The sequence below is a fragment of the Pontibacterium sp. genome (genome assembly GCF_964228735.1).
Lineage (GTDB): Bacteria > Pseudomonadota > Gammaproteobacteria > Pseudomonadales > Balneatricaceae > Pontibacterium.
This window is the reverse complement of record NZ_CAXRBQ010000021.1, coordinates 1-25557: the sequence shown is the minus strand read 5'-3', so window position 1 is coordinate 25557 and position 25557 is coordinate 1. Positions and strand designations below refer to the sequence as shown.

Annotated in this window: 25 protein-coding genes and 1 tRNA gene; 16 read left to right on the top strand and 10 right to left on the bottom strand. The window is 53.7% G+C overall.

Features of this window, described 5'->3' with window-relative positions; translation table 11 throughout:
• Positions 1-41: 41 nt before the first annotated feature.
• The 4 genes from ACEQ15_RS01925 to cysG all read left to right on the top strand — a co-directional run bounded on the left by ACEQ15_RS01925 (position 42) and on the right by cysG (position 4465).
• Positions 42-1700 (top strand): nitrite/sulfite reductase, encoded by a 1659-nt coding sequence (locus ACEQ15_RS01925; RefSeq protein WP_370277342.1) that lies wholly within the window; start codon positions 42-44, stop codon positions 1698-1700.
• Complete coding sequence (locus ACEQ15_RS01920) at positions 1684-2172, top strand: DUF934 domain-containing protein (RefSeq protein WP_370277341.1); 489 nt, start codon at positions 1684-1686, stop codon at positions 2170-2172. Before ACEQ15_RS01925 ends, ACEQ15_RS01920 begins: the two co-directional genes overlap by 17 nt.
• Before the next feature lie 105 nt (positions 2173-2277).
• Positions 2278-2901 (top strand): phosphoadenosine phosphosulfate reductase family protein, encoded by a 624-nt coding sequence (locus ACEQ15_RS01915; protein WP_370277339.1) that lies wholly within the window; start codon positions 2278-2280, stop codon positions 2899-2901.
• Between the two features lie 142 nt (positions 2902-3043).
• Positions 3044-4465, top strand: coding sequence for a siroheme synthase CysG (cysG, locus tag ACEQ15_RS01910; protein WP_370277337.1), 1422 nt, complete (start codon positions 3044-3046; stop codon positions 4463-4465).
• Between the two features lie 402 nt (positions 4466-4867).
• Here cysG and ACEQ15_RS01905 read toward each other — a convergent pair whose 3' ends face one another.
• From ACEQ15_RS01905 to nrdA, 4 genes are all read right to left on the bottom strand, one after another.
• On the bottom strand, positions 4868-5863 hold the full coding sequence (locus tag ACEQ15_RS01905; protein WP_370277335.1) for a cysteine synthase A: 996 nt from the start codon (positions 5861-5863) through the stop codon (positions 4868-4870).
• Between the two features lie 634 nt (positions 5864-6497).
• Positions 6498-6764, bottom strand: a complete 267-nt coding sequence (yfaE, locus tag ACEQ15_RS01900; RefSeq protein WP_370277334.1) for a class I ribonucleotide reductase maintenance protein YfaE — start codon at positions 6762-6764, stop codon at positions 6498-6500.
• Positions 6765-6792: 28 nt separating this feature from the next.
• Positions 6793-7923, bottom strand: a complete 1131-nt coding sequence (gene nrdB, locus ACEQ15_RS01895; RefSeq protein WP_370277333.1) for a class Ia ribonucleoside-diphosphate reductase subunit beta — start codon at positions 7921-7923, stop codon at positions 6793-6795.
• A 105-nt stretch (positions 7924-8028) separates the two neighbouring features.
• Positions 8029-10293 (bottom strand): class 1a ribonucleoside-diphosphate reductase subunit alpha, encoded by a 2265-nt coding sequence (nrdA, locus tag ACEQ15_RS01890; protein WP_370277332.1) that lies wholly within the window; start codon positions 10291-10293, stop codon positions 8029-8031.
• Between the two features lie 425 nt (positions 10294-10718).
• Between nrdA and ACEQ15_RS01885 the strand changes: the two genes are divergently transcribed.
• Together ACEQ15_RS01885 and ACEQ15_RS01880 are read left to right on the top strand one after the other, a co-directional pair.
• Positions 10719-10802, top strand: a tRNA-Tyr gene (locus ACEQ15_RS01885).
• Between the two features lie 152 nt (positions 10803-10954).
• Positions 10955-11161: a DUF2788 domain-containing protein gene (locus ACEQ15_RS01880; protein WP_370277331.1), complete on the top strand. Its 207-nt coding sequence runs from the start codon at positions 10955-10957 to the stop codon at positions 11159-11161.
• Here ACEQ15_RS01880 and ACEQ15_RS01875 read toward each other — a convergent pair.
• A complete protein-coding gene (locus ACEQ15_RS01875) occupies positions 11158-11673 on the bottom strand; it encodes a HugZ family protein (RefSeq protein ID WP_370277330.1) in 516 nt (171 codons plus the stop codon). The two genes, ACEQ15_RS01880 and ACEQ15_RS01875, sit on opposite strands and share 4 nt — an antisense overlap.
• Positions 11674-11801: 128 nt before the next feature.
• Here ACEQ15_RS01875 and ACEQ15_RS01870 point away from each other — a divergent pair, with 128 nt between their 5' ends.
• The 5 genes from ACEQ15_RS01870 to ACEQ15_RS01850 all read left to right on the top strand — a co-directional run bounded on the left by ACEQ15_RS01870 (position 11802) and on the right by ACEQ15_RS01850 (position 17344).
• Positions 11802-12218 (top strand): PilZ domain-containing protein, encoded by a 417-nt coding sequence (locus ACEQ15_RS01870; RefSeq protein ID WP_282350960.1) that lies wholly within the window; start codon positions 11802-11804, stop codon positions 12216-12218.
• Between the two features lie 69 nt (positions 12219-12287).
• The gene (kdsA, locus tag ACEQ15_RS01865; protein WP_282350961.1) at positions 12288-13136 is read left to right on the top strand and encodes a 3-deoxy-8-phosphooctulonate synthase; all 849 of its coding nucleotides are present in this window, start codon (positions 12288-12290) and stop codon (positions 13134-13136) included.
• Positions 13137-13218: 82 nt separating this feature from the next.
• Positions 13219-15330, top strand: a complete 2112-nt coding sequence (locus ACEQ15_RS01860; RefSeq protein WP_370277329.1) for an SUMF1/EgtB/PvdO family nonheme iron enzyme — start codon at positions 13219-13221, stop codon at positions 15328-15330.
• Entirely contained in the window at positions 15327-16739 is a 1413-nt protein-coding gene (locus tag ACEQ15_RS01855) for a DUF4139 domain-containing protein (protein ID WP_370277327.1), read from the top strand. Before ACEQ15_RS01860 ends, ACEQ15_RS01855 begins: the two co-directional genes overlap by 4 nt.
• Positions 16736-17344 carry a tRNA-uridine aminocarboxypropyltransferase gene (locus ACEQ15_RS01850; protein WP_370277325.1) on the top strand — a complete coding sequence of 203 codons (609 nt, stop codon included), beginning with the start codon at positions 16736-16738 and terminating at the stop codon, positions 17342-17344. The genes ACEQ15_RS01855 and ACEQ15_RS01850 overlap by 4 nt, the downstream gene beginning before the upstream one ends.
• On the opposite strand, the gene ACEQ15_RS01845 is transcribed toward ACEQ15_RS01850, so the two are convergent.
• Positions 17341-17820, bottom strand: a complete 480-nt coding sequence (locus tag ACEQ15_RS01845) for a tetratricopeptide repeat protein (protein ID WP_370277324.1) — start codon at positions 17818-17820, stop codon at positions 17341-17343. The two genes, ACEQ15_RS01850 and ACEQ15_RS01845, sit on opposite strands and share 4 nt — an antisense overlap.
• Positions 17821-18072: 252 nt before the next feature.
• Here ACEQ15_RS01845 and cysK point away from each other — a divergent pair, with 252 nt between their 5' ends.
• A complete protein-coding gene (gene cysK, locus ACEQ15_RS01840) occupies positions 18073-19041 on the top strand; it encodes a cysteine synthase A (RefSeq protein WP_370277323.1) in 969 nt (322 codons plus the stop codon).
• Between the two features lie 86 nt (positions 19042-19127).
• On the opposite strand, the gene ACEQ15_RS01835 is transcribed toward cysK, so the two are convergent.
• On the bottom strand, positions 19128-19325 hold the full coding sequence (locus ACEQ15_RS01835; protein ID WP_370277322.1) for a hypothetical protein: 198 nt from the start codon (positions 19323-19325) through the stop codon (positions 19128-19130).
• Between the two features lie 162 nt (positions 19326-19487).
• On the opposite strand from ACEQ15_RS01835, the gene ACEQ15_RS01830 reads away from it, so the two are divergent.
• Positions 19488-20426 (top strand): bile acid:sodium symporter, encoded by a 939-nt coding sequence (locus ACEQ15_RS01830; protein WP_370277321.1) that lies wholly within the window; start codon positions 19488-19490, stop codon positions 20424-20426.
• Between the two features lie 19 nt (positions 20427-20445).
• On the opposite strand, the gene ACEQ15_RS01825 is transcribed toward ACEQ15_RS01830, so the two are convergent.
• The 3 genes from ACEQ15_RS01825 to ACEQ15_RS01815 form a co-directional block, all read right to left on the bottom strand.
• The gene (locus tag ACEQ15_RS01825; RefSeq protein ID WP_370277320.1) at positions 20446-21372 is read right to left on the bottom strand and encodes a Dyp-type peroxidase; all 927 of its coding nucleotides are present in this window, start codon (positions 21370-21372) and stop codon (positions 20446-20448) included.
• A 218-nt stretch (positions 21373-21590) separates the two neighbouring features.
• Entirely contained in the window at positions 21591-22433 is an 843-nt protein-coding gene (locus tag ACEQ15_RS01820) for a sulfurtransferase (RefSeq protein WP_370277319.1), read from the bottom strand.
• 26 nt (positions 22434-22459) lie between these two features.
• On the bottom strand, positions 22460-23740 hold the full coding sequence (locus tag ACEQ15_RS01815) for a tryptophan--tRNA ligase (RefSeq protein ID WP_370277318.1): 1281 nt from the start codon (positions 23738-23740) through the stop codon (positions 22460-22462).
• A gap of 157 nt (positions 23741-23897) precedes the next feature.
• Between ACEQ15_RS01815 and ACEQ15_RS01810 the strand changes: the two genes are divergently transcribed.
• From ACEQ15_RS01810 to yaaA, 3 genes are all read left to right on the top strand, one after another.
• On the top strand, positions 23898-24179 hold the full coding sequence (locus tag ACEQ15_RS01810) for a hypothetical protein (RefSeq protein ID WP_370277316.1): 282 nt from the start codon (positions 23898-23900) through the stop codon (positions 24177-24179).
• A 77-nt stretch (positions 24180-24256) separates the two neighbouring features.
• Positions 24257-24490: a DUF2789 domain-containing protein gene (locus ACEQ15_RS01805; RefSeq protein WP_370277315.1), complete on the top strand. Its 234-nt coding sequence runs from the start codon at positions 24257-24259 to the stop codon at positions 24488-24490.
• Positions 24491-24610: 120 nt separating this feature from the next.
• Positions 24611-25381, top strand: a complete 771-nt coding sequence (yaaA, locus tag ACEQ15_RS01800) for a peroxide stress protein YaaA (RefSeq protein ID WP_370277314.1) — start codon at positions 24611-24613, stop codon at positions 25379-25381.
• Positions 25382-25557 lie beyond the last annotated feature (176 nt).

Sequence of the window (25557 nt, the reverse complement as noted above, 5' to 3'; positions counted from 1 at the left end):
TGAGGTGATCGGCCCGAAGAGGCCGAGCAAGGTGTCGAATCATGTATCAATACAACCAAGTCGACCAACAACTGGTAAACGAGCGTGTCGCGTCGTTCCGCGATCAAACCCGCCGTTTCCTTGCTGGTGATCTGCCGGAAGATGAATTCCTGGCTTTGCGTTTGATGAACGGGCTTTACGTACAGCGCCACGCTCCAATGCTGCGCGTAGCGGTACCGTACGGCATGATGTCGTCACAACAGATGCGCACCCTGGCGCACGTTGCCCGCAAATGGGACAGAGGCTACGGTCACTTTACCACCCGTACCAACATCCAGTTCAACTGGCCGAAGCTGGAAGATGTGCCGGATATCCTGGAAGAGCTGGCGAAAGTGCAGATGCACGCGATCCAGACCTCCGGTAACTGTATCCGTAACACCACCACCGACCAGTTTGCGGGTGTAATCGCTGACGAGATCGAAGATCCACGTCCGTACTGTGAGATCATCCGCCAGTGGTCCAGCCTGCACCCGGAATTTGCGTACCTGCCACGTAAATTCAAGATTGCTATTTCCGGCGGTCCAACTGACCGTGCAGCATCACAGGTGCACGACATCGGTCTGCACATCGTTAAGAACGATGAAGGCGAAGTAGGCTTTGAAGTCCTGGTTGGCGGCGGCCTGGGTCGTACCCCGGTTATCGGCAAGCAGATCCGTCCGTTCCTGCAGAAGAAAGACCTGCTGTCCTACCTGGAAGCGATCATTCGCGTATACAACCTGAAAGGTCGTCGCGACAACAAGTACAAAGCGCGTATCAAGATTCTGGTAAACGCGCTGGGTGTCGACACCTTCCGCGAGCTGGTAGAAGCCGAGTGGGAACAGATCAAAGACTCTGACCTGCAGCTGACCAACGCCGAGATCAAACGTGTACAGGGTTTCTTCACCCCGTTCGACTACGAAGCAGATGCAGCAAACGATACCTCTCTGGATGCCAAACTGGCTGAAGATGAGACCTTTGCGCACTGGTTCCGCCAGAATACCGTAGAGCACAAAGTACCGGGCTACCGTGCGGTAATCGTGTCCCTGAAAGCACACCTGGTACCAAAAGGTGACATTACTCACCAGCAGATGGACCTGGTTGCTGACCTGGCTGATAAATACAGCTTCGGTGAGATCCGCTCCACCCACAACCAGAACCTGGTACTGGCGGACGTACGCAAGCAGGACCTCTACGAGCTGTGGCAGATTCTGTCTGATGCAAACCTAGCGCGCGCCAACATCAACACCCTGACCGACATGACCGTGTGCCCGGGTGGTGATTTCTGTGCCCTGGCAAACGCTAAAACGCTGGGTGTTGCCGATCAGATCGACGCTAAATTCGAAGATCTGGACTACCTGTACGACCTGGGCGAGATCAAGCTGAACATGTCCGGTTGTATCAACGCCTGCAGCCACCACCACGTGGGCCACATCGGCATCCTGGGTGTGGATAAGAAAGGTGAAGACTGGTACCAGATCACTCTGGGCGGCTCCGACGGTGAAGACGCATCCCTGGGTAAGGTCATCGGTAAAGCGGTTGCTGCCGACGAAGTTGCTGACACCCTGGAGAAAGTCCTGTCTGTATTTGTAGAACAACGTATTGAAGACGAGCGCTTTATCGACTGCGTGCGTCGCATCGGCCTGACCCCGTTTAAGGAGAAAGTTTATGCCCCTGCTCATTAATCGCGAACTGGTCGACAACGATAGCTGGCAGCTGGTCGACGCTGAAGCACTGGAAAGTAACACCCTGCCTGCAGGTGATATTATTGTCCCGCTGGCATACTATCAGGAGCACGAAGCAGCCCTGAATGGTCGTGATGGCCAGGTTGCAATCCAGGTAACCGGTGACGACGAAATCGATGGTGTACTGGAAAATCCAAACCAGTTCCCACTGATCGCGATCTTCATCCCGGCATTGCGTGACGGCCGCTGCTTCTCCATCGCACGCCTGCTGAAGCGCGCAGGTTTCAACGGCCAGATCCGCGCCGTGGGTGATGTATCCCACGACCGCCTGGACTTCCTGACCCGCTGCGGCTTTGACGCGCTGGACATTCCAGCCGATCGTTTCAGCGACGAGGTGTTTAACGCCTTCAGCGAATTCAGCGTACGTTACCAGGGTGCTGAAGACGACAGCCGCCCGGTTTACCGTCAGTAAGATAATTACAAACGCCCGGCTCATGTCGGGCGTTTCGTTTTAACAAGCTACACCAAGATGTATGGATACATCTTATAAAAACTAGATAAATTAAAGAGTTGCGTTATGAGTATTGATCTCGTTGCTGCGAACGAGCAGCTTGAAGGAAAAGGCCCGCTGGAGATCATCCGCTGGGCAATCGAAAATTCCGAAAAACCACTGGTTACCACCAACTTCCGTCCATACGAAGCAGTGATTCTGCACATGGCGACCCAGGTAAAACCAGACATCAAAGTGCTGTGGGTAGATTCCGGTTACAACACTTCTGCAACTTACCGCTTTGCTGAGAAAGTGATTCAGGACCTGAACCTGAACATCGAAACCTACATCCCTCAGATGACCAGTGCACGCCGTAACGTCCTGATGAAAGGCATCCCGGATATCGACGATCCGCTGCACGACGAGTTTACCCGTCAGGTTAAACTGGAGCCGTTCCAGCGCGCCCTGTCCGAACTGAAGCCGGACCTGTGGCTGAACGCGATCCGTAAGGACCAGACCGAATTCCGTCAGTCCATGAACATCGTCAGCGCCAGCAAAGACGGCATCATCAAGGTGGCACCGCTGTACAACCTGACCGAAGCAGATCTGGATGCGTACCTGGCAGAACACAACCTGCCAAACGAAAACGACTACTTCGATCCAACCAAAGCGGTTGAAACCCGCGAATGCGGACTGCATACTCAGCTCTGATCAGTAGAGTGAAAAAGGGGCAACGACGCCCCTTTTTTCCTGCCCGGCTCCCCTTCTCCCGCATCCGCGGCGCGCTCTGATAAACTACCTATACACTATCCGGCAACGACGTCAGATATCCGATCCAACAGGAGAGTTTGCTTTGGATTACCTGCCACTCTTTTTCAAACTTGAAGGTCAACCTGTACTTCTGGTTGGCGGAGGCAGTGTCGCACTGCGTAAAGCCACCCTGCTCACCCGTGCCGGTGCCAAAGTATCCGTGGTCTCCCACGAGATCTGCCCGGAACTTGACGCGCTGCTCGCACAACACCAGGGCGAAGCCATCATCGGCGAATACCACTCCGCGCTCCTGGATGGAAAAGGACTGGTGATCGCCGCGACCGACGATAACGAACTGAACAGTCGTGTGCACTTTGATGCCACCGAGCGCAGCCTGCCGGTCAATGTGGTTGATTCGCCGGACTTGTGCACCTTTATCTTCCCGGCAATCGTAGACCGCTCACCAATCGTGGTGGCAATCTCCTCCGGCGGTAAAGCACCGGTACTGGCCCGTCTGCTGCGAGCCAAACTGGAAACCTGGATTCCAAGCAGTTACAGCCACCTGAGCAGCCTGGTTGGCCGTTTCCGCCACGCGGTGAAAGCACGCTTCTCTACCACCAACCAGCGCCGCATCTTCTGGGAAGAGGTCCTGCAGGGTCAGATCGCTGAAAAAGTATTTGCCGGCCGTCACGATGAAGCAGAGCAGATGCTGCAGGCGAAGCTGGACGACAACACCGAACGCCACACCGGCGAGGTATACCTGGTCGGCGCAGGTCCTGGCGACCCGGAACTGCTGACCTTTAAAGCCCTACGCCTGATGCAGCAGGCTGATATCGTGCTCTATGACGCCCTGGTTTCCCCCAAGGTCATCGATCTGTGCCGTCGCGATGCCGATATGGTGTTTGTCGGCAAGAAGCGCGACAACCACGCTGTGCCGCAGGAAGGGATCAATGAGCTGCTGGTCAAACATGCTTTGGAGGGTAAACGTGTGCTGCGTCTGAAAGGCGGTGATCCGTTTATCTTTGGTCGCGGTGGCGAAGAGCTGCAGAAACTAAAAGAACACAACATCCCATTCCAGGTTGTTCCGGGCATCACCGCAGCCAGCGCCTGCTCCACCTACGCGGGAATTCCGCTGACCCATCGTAACTACGCCCAGTCCGTGCGTTTTGTCACCGGCCAGCTGAAGAACCGCACCTCAGACCTTAACTTCGATGAGCTGGTCCATCCGAACCAAACCATCGTCTTTTATATGGGCCTGCACAGCCTGCCACACCTGAGCAGCGAACTGATCCGCCACGGCAAATCAGCGGACACACCCGCGGCGATCGTGTCCCGCGGTACACGGCCGGAACAGAAGGTATTGGTTGGAACCCTGGCAGATATCGCCGAAAAACAGGCACAAGCCCAGCTGGAAGCGCCTGCGCTGATCATTGTAGGTGAAGTGGTAGAACTGCACGACGACCTGGCCTGGTTTGGCGAAGAGGTACTGCAGGAACACCAGGCAGACCTGCTGCCACGGGGTTAATCACCACTGTCTTTTGGTATCTGAGGGCCTGCAACAATCGCCCTCAGACGCCAACATAAATCACATTTCCCACCGCTAATCGCCACACTTTTCCCTTTCCACTTCTACTAAATACAAGGCAAAAGTTTATTCACACTTTCTGTGGATAAGTTCGTGGATGGCTTTCTGACAGTTTGCTGCAACGCCCGTATTATCTGCGCCTCCAGCGGATTGAGCAAATTACGACCAGGAGACAAAATACCTATTTTTCAGTCAGTTAGCGCAACAAAAAAACATTAAATTACAAGTATTGACAGCAAAAAACCTCAATCTTTTTTACCCCCAAAATCGGCCACGCATTCCAACTTCTGCACAACAGTTACTCACATAACAGCTCACATTAGCGCACCTGCTGACAGCAACTTAAAGCAACCATTCCGGCACCGGCAGCTCTTTATCTTTCAGGTAGGCGGGGTTAAACAACTTACTCTGGTAACGCGCAGCACCATCACACAATACGGTCACAATGGTGTGGCCCGGCCCCAACCGCTCAGCCACCTTTATTGCACCCGCAACGTTGATCCCGCTGGATCCACCCAGCGCCAAACCTTCATCGTGCAGCAGGTCAAACACAATCTCCATCGCCTCGTTATCGGTGATCTGAAAGGCGCCATCCGGTGTAAAGTCTTTAAGGTTAGCTGTGATCCGGCTTTGCCCGATCCCCTCCATCACAGAAGTACCCTCTGCCCGCAGCTCACCATCGTTAAAGAAGTGGTACAGGGAAGCCCCCATAGGGTCTGTCAGGAAAACTTTCACATCCGGATTCTGGTTGCGCAATGCCATCCCCACCCCGGCCAACGTGCCACCGGTACCCACGGCACAGGAAAACGCATCCACCTTGCCACGGGTTTGCTGCCAGATCTCCTGCCCGGTGGTCTGATAGTGCACGTCCCGGTTGGCGGTGTTATCAAACTGATTGGCCCAGATCGCATTGCCGTGTTGCTGGGACTCTATCGCCAGTCGCTTTGCCACCTTGGTGTAGTGGTTTTCATCAGCATAGGGCACAGCCGGTACCAAGCGTAGATCCGCATTCAGCAATCGCAGTGCGTCACGCTTTTCCTGGCTCTGGGTTTCCGGCATCACAATGGTGGTATGCAGCCCAAGCGCACTGCCCACCATCGCCAGACCAATCCCGGTGTTCCCTGCTGTCCCTTCGATCACGTGGCCACCCCGATGAAGCAGTCCCGCACGCATCGCCTGGCGCACAATACCCAACGCGGTGCGGTCTTTCACCGAACCACCGGGATTCATAAATTCACACTTGCCGAGAATTTCACAACCGGTTTCTTTGGACACTTTGTTGAGACGCACCAGTGGCGTATTGCCGATCAGCTCAAGTAGTCCGGATGCAGCAGACATAACCCACTCTCCCGTTCTTGTTGTTACGGAAAGTATGGCACGCTCCCTTCTACTGCGCTGCCATGACAGGAGCGACCAGAACACGCTGAGAATAACTAAGGAGAAGCCCCAATAATGGGCATTCCGGGATTTCTTCAGTTACCCCCATATACTGTGGATAACTTGGTGGATTGTTTCTGGGTAGATGGCGCAAACGGCCTGTTTTCGGGCACTTCAGCGATTTGCACAAAATGCATTCAACACCGAATAAAGCACCAATTTTCAATAACTTACAGCCCAAATCTCAATTATAAGGATCAATACCCACAGCAACTGTCAACAGACAAAGTTATATAAATTTTCTGTGAAAAAGATTCTGAGGGGTTGCTCAAATTGAAACTTTCGTTCTCTTGGGAAGGATAATTTTTCTAGGTATCAACAGGTAATAAAAACTGTAGGTTGGCCTTCGCCATGCAAAGCCCAACAGTTGATGGGCAAATTGGCTTCGACTTGTTGGGCATCGCTTCGCGATGGCCAACCTACAACCGAGTCCGCTTTGTCGGCCCCACACAGTCTAATGATGAAGCATAAAAAACCCCGTCCAGGTTAGTGAACGGGGTTCTTATGGAAGCAGGTCAGCCCTTTAAGGCATGAATCAGTCTTCCGGGATCTCGATCTCGATATGGGTCTTCGGTACACAACAGCAGGTCAGGATCTCATCGCCCTGCAGATCAAACAGTGCATCCTGCACCTGTGCCACCTCACCATCCAGCAAACGCACTTTGCAGCAGCCACAGTATCCACCGCGGCAGCTATAGGGCGCATCAATCTCCTGTGCCTCTAGAGAGTCCAGCAACGAAAACTCGTACTGGTAATAGAAGGTGTGGTGATTGTTTACCTTAATTCGAGGGATACCGGACATAACGGAATCCTCCTTTTCCTTCTTATCCTTAGAGATCGAATCCGTCAAAATCGCTGTCATCCACTTCGTTGTCGATCTGTCCTACCAGGTAGGAGCTGATCTCGGACTCCTGCGGCGCCACCTGTACGTTGTCACTCACCAGCCACGCGTTCATCCATGGCAGCGGGTTTTGGCGGTCGGAGAAGATCGGTGTCAGGTTAAGCGCCTTCATGCGTACGTTAGTGATGTACTCAACGTAGTCACCCAGAATCTGCGCGTTCAGACCGATCATAGAACCGTCTTTGAACAGGTATTTGGCCCACTCACGCTCCTGGTCAGCCGCTTCACGGAAGATCTCGTATACCTGATCTTCACATTCCGCTGCGATCTCCTTCAGCTCCGGATCATCAGAACCGGACGCCATGATGTTGATCATCTGCTGAGTACCCGCCAGGTGTAGGGCCTCATCACGGGCGATCAGTTTGATGATCTTGGCGTTACCTTCCATGATCGCACGCTCAGCAAAGGCAAAGGAGCAAGCGAAGCTGACGTAGAAACGGATCGCTTCCAGCACGTTTACGGTCACCAGCGTCAGGTACAGCTTACGCTTCAGGTTACGCATGCTAGCGTCGTAGATCTTGCCGTCGATAGTGTGTACGCCTTCACCGACGGTGTTGTACACGTTCACCAGCTCGATCAGTTCGTCGTACAGACGGGTTACCGAATCCGCACGCTTGATGATCTCTTCGTTGGTAACGATGGTATCGAATACTTCGGAAGGCTCGGTGATGATGTTACGGATAATGTGGGTGTAGGAACGACTGTGGATCGTTTCACTGAACGCCCAGGTCTCGAACCAGGTTTCCAGCTCCGGAAGGGAGACGATCGGCAGGAACGCGATGTTCGGGGAACGGCCCTGTACGGAATCCAGCAGCGTCTGATATTTCAGGTTACTCAGGAAAATATGCTTTTCATGCTCTGGCATTTGCATGAAGTCTTTACGGTCGGTGCTGAGATCCACCTCCTCCGGACGCCAGAAGAAGGAAAGCTGCTTTTCGATCAGCTTCTCGAAAAACGGGTATTTCTGTCTGTCATAACGGGCAACATTGACACTGCGGCCAAAGAACATTGGCTCTCGGGTTGCATCGTGGGCGCTATGGCTAAACGTAGAGTACGACATCGTTGTCCTGAATTACCTGAAAGATACTATAAGTCTGGTACGGTAATGCATGGCTTACAGATCGTAAGCCATGCGGGGTATGTAACTGCTTACATCCAAGCAGTATTAAAGCTTACAAGCACCGCCTTCGCAGCCGCCGTCATCGTGCTGATCGGTCGCGCCATCACGGGTGTTGTGGTAGTACAGGGTCTTCACACCGTTTTTGTATGCGGTCAGCAGATCCTGCAGCAGTTGTTTCATCGGCACCTTGTCACCCGGGAAGCGAGATGGGTCGTAGTTGGTGTTCGCCGAGATGGACTGATCCACGAACTTCTGCATGATACCCACCAGCTGCAGGTAACCGTTGTTGTTCGGGATGTCCCACAGCAGCTCGTACTGGTTCTTCAGCTCGGTGTAGTCCGGCACCACCTGTTTCATGATACCGTCCTTGCTTGCCTTCACGGATACAAAACCACGTGGTGGCTCGATACCGTTGGTGGAGTTGGTGATCTGAGAGGAGGTCTCACACGGCATCAGTGCAGTCAGGGTACTGTTGCGCAGACCAAACTCGCGGATATCTTCGCGCAGGGTTTCCCAGAACTGGTGCAGCGGCTCTTCGCAGAAGTCGTCCACTTCACGCTTGTAGGTGTCGATCGGCATCAGGCCCTTGGAGTAAACAGTTTCGTTAAACTTAGGGCACGCACCACGCTCTTTCGCCAGTTCGTTGGACGCTTTCAGCAGGAAGTACTGAATGGATTCGAAAGTACGGTGCACCAGACCATTCGCAGAACCATCGGAGTAACGTACACCGTTCTTCGCCAGGTAATACGCGAAGTTGGTCACACCTACGCCCAGTGGGCGACGGTTCATGGTGGAGATCTCTGCTGCCTTGATCGGGTAGTCCTGGTAATCCAGCAGGCTGTCCAGGGCACGTACGATCAGATCGGCCAGGTTTTCCAGCTCGTTCAGGTCTTCCAGCGCCCCCAGGTTGAACGCAGACAGGGTACAGAGTGCGATCTCGCCGTTTTCGTCGTTGATATCTTCCAGCGGTGCGGTCGGCAACGCGATTTCCAGACACAGGTTGGACTGCTTAACCGGCGCAACCATCGGATCGAATGGGCTGTGGGTGTTGCAGTGGTCAACGTTCTGGATGTAGATACGGCCGGTGGAGGCACGCTCGGACGCCAGAATACCAAACAGTTCCACCGCTTTGATGGTCTGCTTGCGGATACTGTCATCCTGCTCGTATTTCTCGTACAGACGCTCGAACTCGTCCTGATCGGCGAAGAACGCATCGTACAGCCCCGGGACTTCATCCGGGCTGAACAGGGTGATGTTGCCGCCTTTGATCAGACGGGTGTACATCAGCTTGTTGATCTGAACGCCGTAGTCCAGGTGACGTACACGGTTCTCTTCAACACCACGGTTATTCTTCAACACCAGCAGGGATTCAACTTCCAGGTGCCAGATCGGATAGAACAGGGTTGCGGCACCACCACGCACGCCGCCCTGAGAACAGGACTTCACTGCAGTCTGGAAGTGCTTATAGAAAGGAATACAACCGGTGTGGAAGGCTTCACCGTTGCGGATCGGGCTACCGAGTGCACGGATACGCCCTGCGTTGATACCGATACCCGCACGCTGAGACACATACTTCACAATGGAAGATGAGGTCGCGTTGATCGAATCCAGGCTATCACCACACTCGATCAGCACACAGGAGCTGAACTGACGGGTTGGAGTACGTACGCCAGACATAATTGGCGTTGGCAGAGACAGCTTAAACAGGGACGTTGCGTCGTAGAAACGCTTCACGTAACCCAGACGGGTCTCTTTCGGGTAGTCCGCAAACAGACACGCTGCTACCAGCATGTACAGGATCTGCGGGCTTTCAAAAATCTCACCGGTAACACGGTTCTGAACCAGATACTTACCTTCCAGCTGCTTCACGGCAACGTAGGAAAAGTTCATATCACGGCTGTGTTCCAGGTAATCGTTCAGCTCGTCCCACTCAGCTTCTGAGTAGTCTTCCAGCAGGTGACGGTCGTAACGACCCTCGTCAACCATTTTGGAAACGTGCGCGAACAGGCGTGGTGGCTCAAAGCTGCCGAACGCGCGCTTACGCAAGTGGAAGATCGCCAGGCGAGCAGCCAGGTACTGGTAATCCGGCGCAGATTCGGAGATCAGGTCCGCTGCGGATTTAATCAGGGTCTCATGAATATCAGAGGTCTTGATGCCTTCGTAGAACTGCAAGTGAGCCTTGAGCTCAACTTCAGACGGCGATACAGCGTCTAGTCCATCCGCTGCCCAGATAACAACCCGGTGAATTTTCTCCAGGTCGATTTTTTCCTTTCGACCGTCTCTTTTGGTAACCATCAGATCTTGCTGCATCAGACCTTCCACTCGAATGCAAAGATTATTGTAATAAAAATGAAACCGGAAAATGTGATCTCCGAACGCTATTCAGCCCCCTTCCGGACCAATGCGTGCGAAGCTACTGCACATACTACGACCAGTGGGCAACAAACTTTAGACCACACAAGATGTTGTATACCCTGAATCGATTCGCACTAAATATAGTCCTACTCTCAAGGAATTCAATATTGATTTTCAGATTCAACTATGCGTTTCACTAGTACTTTTTTCGCAGGAGGCGGGAAACCACGAGGGCTCTACGTGAGCGGAATTAATAATGAATTCTTTTCAAAAGATTTGCGAAGATTACGTGAACGATTCATGACATTTTTTTTGTAATTTCTATGCAGATTTCTCTTTACAGACCAAATTGAGATCCCTATTATACGCGCTCCCTTCGTGGTGGGGTTCCCGAGTGGCCAAAGGGATCAGATTGTAAATCTGACGCGCAAGCTTCGGTGGTTCGAATCCACCTCCCACCACCATTCTTCTCCCAGTGTTCCAAATCCTGATCGAAACACCCTATATTCCAAATCGTTACATATACTGGCCCTGTTATCGCTGAGCCAATCTCTGTACAATTCACGCCCGATTTAGGTTTAATCGTTCATCCAATTCAACAGCGGAAATCCTTGCCATGCGCCTTGCTGAAATCGAAGCCATTATGCTGAACGTTGGACTGGCCCTCTTCGCCGGTTTTATCTTCTTCATCATCTACGATCTGGCTAAGAAGTCGAATGCGGGCAAATTTGGTACTGCAATCCTGTTTTTCGCCCTGGGCCTGGGTCTTGCCGCGTTCCTGATCAAGTCAGTCGTGGTGGAGTATATCGGTGGTGGAATCTAGCGTTTCACCCGCTCTTCGCTGAGGTGGATCAACTCGCCACTTGCCGGATCTACCTCAAACGCTTTACCAAACCCCACCACATAGCTGCCGCTGGTTGGTTTCAGTCTAAACAGATGAAAGTCCGGCAAGCCGCGCAACAGTTTTACCGTCTGCCCTAACTTGTTCTCCATCTGCTCCAGGATCTCAACGCCCTTTGCAGAGTCGCGCTCGACCTTTTCCACATCACACTGATAAGTCAGCCGTTCGCGCGCAAATATATTGCGACTCTCCTGCTCATCTTGAATAAACAACACACTGCAGTTGGGGTGACCTAACAGGTTTGCCGTATGTGCAGCCAGCTCACTCACAAATATGTAGAAGCAGCCTTGGCCGTCTCGCACAGCCGGGGCATAGCTGATCTCAGGATTACCCGCTTGATTGAGCGTGGACAACAGTACGGATTGCTTACCATCCTGTAACGCACGGCACGCAGCGCTGTAAGCATTTAATTCATCTTGTTTCATTTCTGCCATTGCTTTTCCTTGGATAGCGTTTATACCTAAACATAGGAACACCTTTAACTGATCAAAGAATCGCTAAAGGAATCTGCATCCCCGGCGATGTAGATAAGAGAAGGGTAAAAGAGAAAGGGGAGGTTGTCATGAGCAACCTACAGGTATATATCCGGCATCCGGAAGAGATTCCGATTGAGCTAGAGCAACTCACTCAATCCCTCCCGGTCTCCCACTCCACTCCAAGTCTCGGCCTCATCTGCCACTCCAACAACAAAATATCCAAAGGTTCCGCAGTCAAACTGCGCATTCCATTCGTTGAGCCTTCGCTGGCTGTATCCGGCGTGGTGACTTGGTGTCACAACGACGGTACGGGCTTTGAACTGGGTATCGATTTTGATAATCCGGACGCCAAAATGCGCATGCGGATGCTGGAGCAGCTGTGTCAGATCCATCAGTACCGTCTTGAGGTCAAAGAAGAACAAGGGCGTGTGCTCAGCCCTGAAGCCGCTGCAATGGAATGGATCGAGCGCTACGCCGCACTTTTTCCTGGCAATGGCGTATAATGGTCGCTTCGCGGCCCGTTAATATCGGCGGGCCCTAAGTATTTACCTTATTTAAAGGAAAGCGACTGTATGGAGCAGAAAACCGTTGTTGCCGGTGGCGTAGAAATTGCCAACGATAAACCGATGGTGCTTTTCGGTGGCATGAATGTGCTGGAGTCCCGCGACCTGGCGATGTCTATCGCTGAGCACTATGTAGAAGTCACCAGCAAACTGAACATCCCATATGTATTCAAGGCATCGTTCGACAAAGCCAACCGCTCGTCGCTGACCTCGTTCCGTGGCCCTGGCCTGGATGAGGGCATGAAGATCCTGGAAGAGGTGAAAAAGACCTTTAACGTACCAGTGATCACTGATGTACACGAGCCTTACCAGTGTGTGCCAGCCGCTGAAGTCTGCGACATCATCCAGCTACCCGCCTTCCTGTCCCGTCAGACCGACCTGGTTCAGGCGATGGCCGAGACCGGTGCGGTTATCAACATCAAGAAGGCACAGTTCCTTGCACCACACGAGATGAAGCACATCCTCAACAAGTGCGAAGAAGCGGGTAACAGTAACCTGATCCTGTGTGAACGCGGCTCCTGCTACGGTTACAACAACCTGATCGTGGATATGCTGGGCTTCTCTATCATGAAGGAGTTTGGCTACCCGGTGATGTTTGATGCGACCCACGCTCTGCAGATGCCAGGCGGTCGCTCTGATTCTGCCGATGGTCGACGTGCACTCGTTGCGCAGCTATCCCGTGCAGGTCTTTCTCAGGGAATCGCAGGTCTGTTCCTGGAAGCACACCCAGATCCGAACGTTGCTAAGTGTGATGGTCCTTGCGCTCTGCCGCTGGACAAACTGGAGCCATACCTGGCACAGATGAAAGCGGTCGATGAGCTGGTGAAATCCTTCCCAGAGCTGGATACCTCCGCTTAAGCCATTAAGCCTTTGCAGTTCACTGTGCAGGTTGGGCTAGCCTTGACTATCATTGATGGAAATTTTTGATGCAGGCTAGCCCATGGCAGTAACAAAGGCTATCGAATACTCCTCCCTCTCTTCCGGCCAGGTGGTCGGTACAAGCCAACACCGCTTTTTGCTGAAAGAGCATTCCGGCGACTCGCTGTTTGGGCAGCTCTGGCAAGCTCAGGACCTGAGCGTACAGGGCAAGCCGATCGTATCGCTGGAATTTATCGATCCGCAGTTAATCAGCGACAGCAAAGCCCTGGAGACGCTGAAACGCGCCGTTACCGTTGGCAAGAAACTGCGCCACAAGCACCTGGCGCTCCAGCATGGCTTCTTCCTAAGCGAAAACCAGCCCGGCTTTGTTGCATCCGAGCGCTTGGACAACACTACCCTCGCCGATCTGCTGACAGAGAAAAAAACCAAGGCGCTGAATGACAATCAGCTTAAAGGCCTGCTGCTGCAGATCGCTACTGCGTTGGATGTCGCCTACGGTGCCCATCATGTCAGCCATGGCGGCCTTTGCCCGGCGAACGTACATATCAACCGGGGTAGTGGCGTGAAGCTCAGTGGCTACGCAACCCAGCCTCTCCACAGCAAGCTGCCCAAGGATAGGCACCACACCCGGCACGCCGGAATCTATCAGGCACCGGAAACCCACCGAGCCCAACCCTTCAATCGGGCGGCCGATATATTCTCGCTGGCCTGCATTGCATATGAAGTCCTCACCGGCCACCCACCTTTCGCCAACACCCGGGAACCGGCGCAGTGTGATCCCACCCGCTTAAGCCAGCCCAAGCAGCTGACCGAACAGCAGTGGCACAGCCTGCAAACCGCGCTCTCGGGAGAGCCTGCGGCACGGCCGAGCAATGCACTGAGCTTGATACGCGACCTGTTCAAGCCAGACGAGGAAAAGGCCGATACAGCCGCACAACCCGCGCAAGTGTCTGAAATCGAGGAACTCCCCGCAACGGCGGCGGAAACTGAGACGCAGCGCTCCACACGCCTAAGCGATGAAGATCTGGCACCCGAGCAACCAGAGGATCAAGCCAAGGCATCAGAGGCAGAGCAGAAAGACTCACAAGCCCCCCAGGGACAATCCAAGCGCAAACTGGTCCCTCTGCTCACCTTTATTCTGGGGCTGGCATTGGGCTACGGCTTATCACTGGTCCTGACCACTTCCGGTCAGCCACAAACCAAAGAAGTGACCACCAACCCTGCATCTGGGGTCACAGCTCCTGAGACTCAAACACCTGAGAACGATAGGGCCGCAGAAACTGATTCAAGCCAGGACAGCATTCAGCCTGCAGTCATCGAACCCACGCTAGAGTCTGACACAAACAACCTGTCGGACAGTGCGGCGACATTTATGACGGCCGCCCAGCTGACCGGAGAACAAGCCCCCAGGACTTTGCTGTTCCGCGACCAGATCCGAGGTGATCTGTACGGCCCAGATATGGTGGCCCTACCCGCCGGAGATTTCCTGATGGGGGATAACCACAAACTTGGCGACGATAACGAACATCCGGTGCACCGTGTAACGATCAATCAGCCTTATGCCCTGTCCCGCTATGAGGTCACCTTCGCCCAGTACGATGCGTTTGCCCGCGCCACTGACCGGGATCTGCCTTCCGATGAAGGCTGGGGACGCGGCAACCGCCCGGTCATCAACGTCAGCTGGCGCGATGCGCAAGCCTATGTGCAGTGGCTGTCTCGCGAGACGGACCAACCGTATCGCCTGCCAACTGAAGCGGAGTGGGAGTACGCCGCCCGTGCCGGGACACAAAGCGCATTTAGCTGGGGTAATAAACCGGCCATGGGCTTCGCGGTTTGTGACGAATGTGGCAGCGATTGGGATGGCAGCCAGACCGCACCTGTGGGCGCCCTGCAACCTAATCCGTGGGGCCTGTACGATATGGCAGGCAACGTCAGTGAATGGGTCGAAGACTGCTACGCAGCGGATTATAGTGGCGCACCCGTTAACGGAAGCGCATACCAAGGTGACGGATGTAGTGATCGAGTTATGCGTGGCGGCTCATGGTTCGATATCATGCGTCTGATGCGCCCAGCCGCCCGTTATCGCCATCCGGCCAACGCTTCCCAGAATGACTGGGGATTCCGCGTTGCTTTGGATTTGCCGGAAGAATTTATCAAGGAGACTAGCGAATGAAGTTCCGCCCCCTGTTTCTATCCATGCTGATGCTCAGCACCCCAGCCCTGGCAGCCGACAATCTCACCATCGGGGTGGACCAGCGCCAGTCACTGGGTGTCACACTGTATAACCAGGATCTGGCACTGGTGCGTGAAACCCGCGAGTTGCCTGCGATGCAATCCGGCCAGAAGGTGATCATCGAAGACGTCAGCAAACAGCTGCAACCGGAAACACTGCGTATCAAAAATGCCGGTGCGATTCTGGAGCAGAACTTCAACGCCCGTCTGCTTAGCCAGCATGCGTTGCTGGAGCACTACATCAACAAGGAACTGGAGCTGGCACGCATCAATCCGGCCACCGGCGCCGAAACGATCAGCAAGGCAACCCTGCTCAGCGTTAACGGCAACCAGGCGTTGGTGTCCCGGAACAACCGGGTGGAGAGCATTCCACTGAACAGCCACTGGCGCTTTATCTTCCCAAGCCGACCGGCGGCCCTACTCACCAAACCTAACCTGAGTTTTCGCAGTCAGGGAACAGGCAGTGCCCGTGATGCCCGCATCAGCTACCTGACCGGTGGTTTGAACTGGACCATGAATTACGTACTGACCCTGTCACAGGACGGTGACAACGCGAACCTGTCGGGTATGGCATCACTCACCAACAACAGCGGTACAGGCTACCCGAATGCCAGCATCCAGTTGATGGCCGGCAATGTGAATACCGCCCCACCACAACCCCGCTACAAAGCACAGCGTGAGATGGCCGTGGTGGCATTGGGTGCCGCCGCGGACAGCGTCGCACCACCGGCACAGATGGAAGCGTTCCACCTGTATCAACTGCCCGGCAAAGTAAATCTGGAAGATGGCCAGCAGAAACAGATCACCCTGCTCAGCAGCGACGATGTCAGCCTGAAACGTACCTATCAACATGAGTTTTACGTGGCGGCCAATCAGGATGCACAGCGCTACCGCATCAAACCCAACCTGCGCCTGAGCTTTAACAACACCAACGAGGAAGGCCTGGGACAACCAATGCCTGCGGGTAATATCCGTGTCTTCCGTCCAGACAGCCAGGAGCAACTGCAGTTTGTTGGCGGCGCCCGCATCAACCACACGGCGGAAAAAGATCCGGTAAAAATCACCCTCGGCCAGGCATTTGACGTGACCGTTCAACGCCACCAAAGCCAGTTCCAGAAAACCTATAACGGTTTTCTGGTGGGTCAAGCGATCCGTATTACCAACAGCCGTAATAAACCGGCGACCGTTGTCCTGCGTGCCAACTTCCCTTACGAGTGGCAACTGGAACACAGCAGCCTGCCGATGGAAAAAATTAACGCCGGTGCCGCGCAATGGACAGTCGAAGTTGCAGGCAAAAGCGATCAGGTACTTAACTTCAGCGTACAGATGAAGAAGCCCGATCGAAAATGAGTGGATGTCCTGGCTGCGGCCTGCCTGAAGACTACTGCGCTTGTGGCGATACGTGTAACGACGTACCGCCACTGCAGATCGCACTTCTGCTGCACGAGAACGAACCGGCACGGCCCAGCAACACAAGCCGGCTGATCGCTCAGTTGCTGCCTGAGGTTACCCACACCTTCATCTGGCAGCGCGCCGATCCCCCCGAAAACTTAGTCACCATGCTGAACGATCCGCGCTATCAACCCTGGCTGCTGTTTCCTGCGGATCGCCCCGAACTGGAACCCCGTGCCAAAGCCTATCAAGCGACCGAAGGTAAAATTCCACTGATTGTGGTACCGGACGGTACCTGGAAGGAAGTACGTAAGATCGTGCGCAAGAGCCCGTGGCTGAACGAACTGCCATTGCTGGCCTTCGATCCTGATCGACGCACCCGCTACACCCTCAGACGCAATCCGGACGATGATCACTTGTGTACGGCAGAAACTGTCGCGGAAGTGCTACGCTTAGCCGATGCTGGCGGTGCAGCCAGCGCCCTGGATCAACTGCTTGACCGTTTCCTGATCCACTACCACGCCTGGAAGTGTAATCACCCGATACCTGACAACTCGGTTTAACGCTGCGGGAGCTCGGGCATCAATGCCCGCCAGTGGCTAGCCTGGCCTTCATCTACCGCCACGGCCAACTCACCGTTGGCATAGATGTCCACCATACGCGCCACAGCCAGTTGATGCCCCTGCTTCGCTGCAAGCGCATAATAGTGGCGCGCTTTTTCCGCATTGGGCTGAAAGTAATGTTCAAATCCCTCTTCAAAGATCCGTCCCATCTGGTACTGCGCTTTCATATCCCCCTGATCGGCCGCACGCTGCAGATAGATACCGCCCTGAATACGGTTTTGCACGCCATCTCCCCGAAAATGAAGCAGGTGCCCGTACACAGATAACGCACGGGTACTGCCATTATCCGCAGCGTAGCGGAAGACCTTCATCACAAAGCGGTGTTTGGCCTGGGACTTCTTAAGCAGAGAGGTACGAAACAGCCCATAGGCGATATAGAAGATCAGCGGTGAAATCAGGTGCATTAACCAGCGCATAGGTACCCCGGGCTATAAATAAGACGGAAACGACAGCATAGCGGCTATTGATAGCGCCAGTATATCAGCACCCTCTAATTTAAACACGTACAGCTTGTAAGGGCTCAATAGAAAGCGCTTGTTACCAAAGCCGATATAGGATAAAAACTATTGACCGCAAAAAGAAATAAACAACCCGCGTTATATATCTACCGGTTATATAAAAGGTCGCGATCACTATAGCGCAACAATTGGGACGTTCAGGAACCAACCATGACTATTTTCGAAGACAATTCACAAACGATCGGCCGCACACCACTCGTTAAGCTGAAGCACATCGCCCCTGAGGCCAACCTGCTGGCGAAAGTAGAATCCCGCAACCCTGCAGGCTCCGTTAAATGCCGTATCGGTGCCAGCATGATCTGGGCTGCGGAAGAGGACGGTAGCCTGAAGCCAGGTATGACGATGGTTGAACCAACCAGCGGTAACACCGGTATCGCGCTGGCCTTCGTAGCAGCATCCCGTGGCTACAAGATTATGTTCACCATGCCATCCTCCATGAGCCTGGAACGTCGTAAGCTGATGAAAGCGCTGGGCGCTGAGATCGTGCTGACTGAACCTGCCAAAGGCATGAAAGGTGCGATTGAAAAAGCACAGGAGATTGTTGATAGCGATCCGGAACAGTACCTGATGCTGCAGCAGTTCGAGAACCCGGCAAACCCAGCCATCCACGAAAAAACCACCGGTCCAGAGATCTGGAACGACACCAACGGTGAGATCGATATCTTCGTGGCAGGCGTAGGTACAGGCGGCACCATCTCCGGTACTTCCCGCTACATCAAGCAGACCCAGGGTAAGGCGATCACCGCGGTTGCTGTTGAACCTGTAGACTCTCCGGTCATCACCCAGGCACGTAACGGTGAAGAGCTGAAACCAGCCCCTCACAAGATTCAGGGTATCGGTGCAGGCTTTATTCCAAAGAACCTGGACATGGATATCATCGACCGCGTAGAGCAGGTCAGCAACGATGAAGCGATCGAAATGGCCCGCGTTCTGATGCAGAAAGAAGGTATCCTGGCTGGCATTTCCGGCGGCGCTGCGGTAGTTGCCGCGCAGCGCATGGCACAACTACCTGAAAATAAAGGAAAAAATATTGTAGTAATACTACCTGACTCAGGTGAGCGCTACCTTTCCTCTGTGCTGTTTGACGGAATGTTCACCGATAACGAAACCCAGCAGTAATCGCTGCAGGTTTCGAACGGCATAAAAAAACCGGGCAATGCCCGGTTTTTTTGTATCTGAATTTCACTCAGATTGTCAGCGACACCTTAGTGAATCAGCTCACGAATGGAATCGTGAGTTGGAAATTGGGTGCATTTGTCGACAATCACGCTTCCATCGCGACTACGAGTGATGGTGTACCAATGCGGATCACGGTCCTGACCTGCATAGTGACCGTTTACAGAAAAGTTTTCACCATCTACTGCCAGCACTGCAATTGTGCGACTTTTGAACTCAGTTGACATCCACTCGCTCCCGTTGTTTTTTTAGGTTTTTTTCGTTTTTGTAGTTTTGCTACATACAATCTTAGCTTAGTGGAGAAATTTAACAAGCAGATGAACCTGTAACGACGGTTTTATGACATACTGCCCCGCACAGGTGCAAAACGGACATCCATGGGTAAATAGGTGAAAAGCAGCTTTCTTCCAGGCGGACTGATTCTGGCGTTTGTGATCGCATGGCTGGTACCCCACATCGGCGTACAGTTTAAGGATTGGGGCCTGATACCCTGGATGGTGGTCACCATCTTTATCGTCAACGGTTACCAGACCAACCTCAGTGAACTGCCGCGCTCGCGCAGCTTTGTTACCGCCACCCTGCTCACCGCGATCATTGCCCTGCTTATCAGCCCGTTTATCGGTATGGGCGTCGCAACGGCTTTGGGACTCGGCGCCGGTTTCACGCTGGGACTGGTAGTGAAAGCCACCGTACCGCCAACTCTCTCGACTTGTATTGTGATGACCCAGCTGGCCGGGGGGCACGGCACCTGGGCGCTGATCATGACGATTGCGCTCAACATCATCGGCATTTTCACCATCCCATTTATGCTGGACCTTACCCTGGAAGGCGTGGGCGAGATTGTGATCGATCCCCTGCCCCTGTTGCAGAAACTGGTAATGCTGGTTTTACTGCCGTTCCTTGCAGGACTGATGATACGCCGCTTTGCGTCGGTCGATCCCAAGCACATCGTGCTGCAGTACCTGCCTTCAAGCTGTGTAATCGCAACTGTTTGGATGGCCCTGTCAGACTCCTCCGAGGTGTTTCAGGCACTCGACCTTACCGGCCTGCTGAAAATTGCGGTGGCTGCGCTCTTAGTACACACGGCTTTACTTTGCCTGTGCTGGGGCACCAGTCGGATTCTACGTCTGGAATGGAAAGGAGCAATTGCGGTGATTCTGACCGGCGCGCAGAAGACGCTGCCGGTTGCTGTCAGCGTACTCACCGCCCTGAACCTGCCGATGGGTGAGGCATTGCTGGTGTGTGTGCTGTTCCACTTCCTTGTACTGTTTGGCGATGCACTATTGGTACCGTACCTGAAGCGCCCGCTCAACGAACAGAGCGCTTAAGGTAGGTAATTCAGGCCGCTTAGCTACCGAGTTCAGCCAAGCCTTCAACCGACGGCGCAAAGAACGCAGCCCCGGTTACGGCGCGGGTGTATTTCAGCAGGTGATCGCTATGCCCACTCTCGCCATGGATCATACTCTCCAGCATCAGGCGGAAGTTGCGGCTGTTACGGCAGTAGCTCGCAAACAGTAGGCCACACTCCCGCATATCTCCGTACGGCATACTGTGACGCAGGATCTCAATTGAGTTGCCGTTCTCATCTTTCAGTGAGGTGCGTTTGGTATGGGCTGTTAGTGCCTTGTCGGCTCCGGCGTACTCAACATTGTCCGCCTTGGTACGACCGATGATGTCCTCCTGCGCTTTTACCTGCAGGCGATTCCAGTGGCTCATGTTATGCACGTAGCGCTGGATGTGGATATAGCTGCCGCCATAGAACTCGGCATCCTCATCCCCCACCACGGCCACATTCAGACGGTGATCACCTTCCGGGTTTTCGGTCCCATCCACAAAACCCGTCAGGTCCCGGCTGTCGAGGTATCGAAAACCTTCAACTTCTTCGACCAGCTCTACCGCATCACCCAGAATTGCGGTCAGTTCGGTGGCAAACCGGAAGTTCAGATCCTTACGTTCTGAGCGGATATGGAAGAGCAGATCAACCGGGGTAAAAGGTGCCACGTTGTCACCGTTTTCCAACGCCGGGAACGGTGCCAGTTCTGCCGGACGCGTGCGCGGATTGATACGGTTCCAGTAGCCACTGCCAACCGCCGCGACAGCATGAAACTCAGCCTCAGGATGGTTACTGCGGTATTCCGCTTCAAGCTTAGGAATCTGACGTAATACATTCAGCACCTGTGCAAGCGCCCCGTCGGCACTGGACTGGTTGAACGTAAGAAATAAGGCGGCGCTGTTAGCTTCTGCGGTGATACCCAGCTGTGGACGTGCGGACATAAAAAACTCCCTGTGCTCAACGATATAACAGGATCAGTATAGCCAGATGCAGATGACAGGGATATTTGATTTGGGCAAACAAATCGATAGCTATCGGCTATTTAAATCAACAGAACGATAGCCACAAAAAGAGAAACCGATCCAAGACGATTCAGACCGGTTTTATATTCAGAAACACGCTTTAACGCGCTTCGGGACGTTCAGCCAGAGGGTAAGGTTTAGGAGATGGTTGCGATCGGACGGGCTGGCTCACGAATCCATTCACTCCAGGAACCGGCATAGATACGCGTCCCGGTGATTCCAGCCACCGCCATCGCCAGCTGGTTATGACAAGCCGTCACGCCGGAGCCGCAGTAGTGCACGATCCGTTGTGGATCTACAGTTCCCAGCAACTGCTGCCATTCTGCCTGCAACTGTTCAGCAGACTTAAACAGGCCATTCTCCAGGTTATCGGTCAACGGACGGTTGAGCGCTCCCGGAATGTGTCCGGCCACCGGGTCGATCGGCTCCTGCTCGCCGCGATAGCGCTCTGCGCCGCGCGCGTCCACCAGCGTGATGGATTGATCATCCAGTGATTTCAGTACCTCATCCACGGACAGGTTCATCTCATCACGCAGGCTCACCGCAAAGTTACCCGGCTCCGCTTGCGGCACTGCCTGGGTCACCTCAAATCCAGCTTGCACCCAATGTGGATAACCGCCATTAAGTACCGCAACAGCATCGTGTCCCAACCAGCGCAGCAGCCACCAAGTCCGTGCGGCCATCGCACCACCGCAATCGTCATACACTACCACTTGCAGGTTGTTATTCAGGCCATATGAGCGCAACTTGTCGGCCAGCTTGTCCACATCCGGCAGTGGATGGCGCCCGGTTTTCGGTGTGATCGGCGAAGACAGATCATCATCCAGGTGCATAAAACAAGCCCCCGACAGATGGGCTTCGCTGTATACACGCTGACCATAGCCGGCGTCCGCCAGACTGAAGCGACAGTCCAAGACCAACACATTCCCGTTTTCGATCAGGGTGTTCAGTTCAGGTGCAGTGATCAGCGTTGTATACATCGATTAACGTCCGTATTCGTTGAGGATTAAGCCAGCAGATCCGCCAGCTCTTCACGCAGCAGGTCCAGCTCATTCTGAGCTTTCTGCTTCGCCTTTTTCTTCAGTCCGGCTACTTCTTCTTCCTTGCTCGAGATCAGCGCTTGCGCGGCAGCAGACTTGTCATCAGCAGCCTGTACTTCGTCCAGCTGCGGCTTAAGCTGCATCAGAATCGCACGACGGCGGCCTGCTTCGGCACGCGCCAGTGCTTCTTCCGATACCTCTTTCTTTTTCTTCTCTTCTTTCGCGGCAGTTGCCACGTGGGTCAGTGGGCGGATACCCGCTGCAATACGTACTTTTTCCAGCAGCGGCGCAGAGGTTTCACGGGCTTTTGCCGCACCTTTCTCCAGAATCGCTTCTACGTCTGCCGGGCTTGCCATCAACTCATTGTACAGTGCACGTGGCGCGCTCAGCTTGGCATCCATAAATTCGAACAGTTCTTTCTTCGCATCACCCCAGCCGATGCCGTTCAGGAACTTGTCGCGCATCTGCTGCTGTTCTGCTTCTTCTGCAAAGCAGCTGTACAGCTGGAACAGGGTGCTGTTATCCGGGTCTTTTGGTTCGCCCGGCGCTTTAGTGTCGGTTACGATCTGGTTGATCAGCTTGCGCAGCTCATCCGCGGAGCAGAACAGCGGAATGGTGTTGTCGTAGCTCTTGGACATCTTGCGACCGTCCAGACCTGGGATCAGCTGCGTCTGTTCATCCACCAGCGCTTCCGGCAGGGTAAACAGCTGCTCGTAGGTGTGGTTGAAACGACCGGCAACATCACGGGCCATCTCGATGTGCTGGATCTGGTCTTTACCCACCGGAATGATATCGGCGTTAAACATCAGGATGTCTGCGGCCATCAGGATTGGGTAGCTGAACAGGCCCATGGTGACACCGTCGTCCAGATCCTGCTTGCCTGCGTCACGGTTGGCATCAACAGACGCTTTGTAGGCGTGAGCACGGTTCATCAGGCCATTGGAGCACATGCAGGTCAGAATCCAGGTCAACTCCGGGATCTCGTGGATATCGCTCTGACGGTAGAAGGTGGTTTTGTCGGTATCCAGTCCAAGTGCCAGCCAGGTTGCAGCGATCTCGCGGGAAGAACGTGCCACACGCTCCGGATCATGACACTTGATCAGTGCATGGTAGTCCGCCAGAAAGTAGAAGCTGCTGAAATCAGGGTTGGTGCTTGCATCAATAGCTGGTTTGATCGCACCCAGGTAGTTACCCACGTGTGGGGTACCTGTGGTGGTGATACCGGTCAGAACCGTCTTCTTGCTCATGAAACTCGAATCTCTGGAATCTGGAATAAAATTTGATCGCTATGATAGCGTAATTCACTACTAAAGGCGCGTGTGATACGGAGTGTATCCGCTTCCCTTCGACCAAAAGCGGTGGTAAAAACAATATCTTAACTATAACGATAACTGTATTGCCGCTATGTCTGAATCACTTGCTTCCTGGATTACCCTCTCCGCTTTTTTCCTGTCTGCCGTTGTCCTGCTCGTTCGTAACCCCAACCGTTCTGCCCAAGCCATCCTGATGAATCTGGTAACAGCCGTGCTCTGTATGTTTGGTGGATTGTTAATCGCTGCTGTCACTATGAAAGTGCTGGGCGGTATCGAGAACCCAATCATCAGTTCCGTGCTGGTCGTTGTGGGTGCCCTGCTTTGTGTTGCCGGGAAAGAAAAGTTCGGCGCGCAGAAAAGACTGAGTAAATAACTCGGATTTGACACCCAGCCAATCCTGACCAACACTCAAAGCGATATAGATCCTTTAAAAGTTGTTGGGAGATTGTGATGGACTTGTCGGCACACAATATGAATACCCTTTTTGACCAGCTCGGTCTGCCAAGCAGCGATAAGGACATCAAACAGTTTGTGACCACTCACCGTCTCTACAGCGGTGATATCCAGTTAACCGAGGCCACCTTCTGGACCCCTGCGCAATCTGCGTTCCTGAAGGAATCACTGGATTCAGATTCCGACTGGTGTGAACTGGTCGATGAGCTGGACAGTATGCTCCGCCACTGAGCGGACGACCCGACGGGGCAAATACCGCCCCGATAGAAGACCGCACAAAACGCGGTCTTTTTTTTTGTGGTTTGCGGCGTATCATGGTTCCCAAATGAGGTTAAGGACCAATAGATACCTATGCTGATTGTTATCTCCCCTGCCAAAACACTGGATTACGATACCGCACCGGTGACTGACACCTACAGTCAGCCGGGCTACCTAGACCACTCTGCTGAGCTGATCGAACAGCTGCGTACCCTGTCGGTACAGGATGTCGCTGAGCTGATGAAACTGAGTGACAAGCTTTCCAGCCTGAACGTTGCGCGTTTCGAAGAATGGACGCCTGAGTTCAACACCGGCAACGCCAAGCAGGCGCTGCTCGCGTTTAAAGGTGATGTCTATGCGGGTATGGACGCACAGAGTTTCAGTGAAGAGGACTTTGCCTTTGCCCAGGATCACCTGCGCATTCTGTCCGGCCTCTACGGCCTGCTGAAACCCCTGGACCTGATGCAACCTTACCGCCTGGAGATGGGCACCAAGCTGGCAAACGGTCGCGGCAAAGACCTGTACCAGTTCTGGGGCAACATCATCTGCGACGCATTGAACGAAGAGCTGAAACAGGAGCAGGTACTGATCAACCTGGCTTCCAATGAGTACTTCAAGGCTGCCAAGGCGAAGAGCATCTCCTCGCGTATCATCACGCCGGTGTTTAAAGACTGGAAGAACGGCCAGTACAAGATGATCAGCTTCTACGCCAAGAAAGCGCGTGGCCTGATGAGCCGTTACATCATCCAGAACAAACTGGAAGATCCGGAAGCGCTGAAAGGTTTTGATCTGGAAGGTTACCGTTTCGCTGAAAGTATGTCCGAAGGTGATACCTGGACCTTTATCCGCGATCACGAAGAGTAAGTTCAGGATTGCGGACACAAAAAAAGCGACCCAAGGGTCACTGCTGTCCCATAGTTTGGGATAAATAAGAAAGCCTGAATCCATGTGAGTAAAATGAGTGTGCGAGCAAACACTTTAATCACAAAGGATTCAGGCTTTGTCACATCATAACACCGCGTTTCATCAGTTGCTGCAGC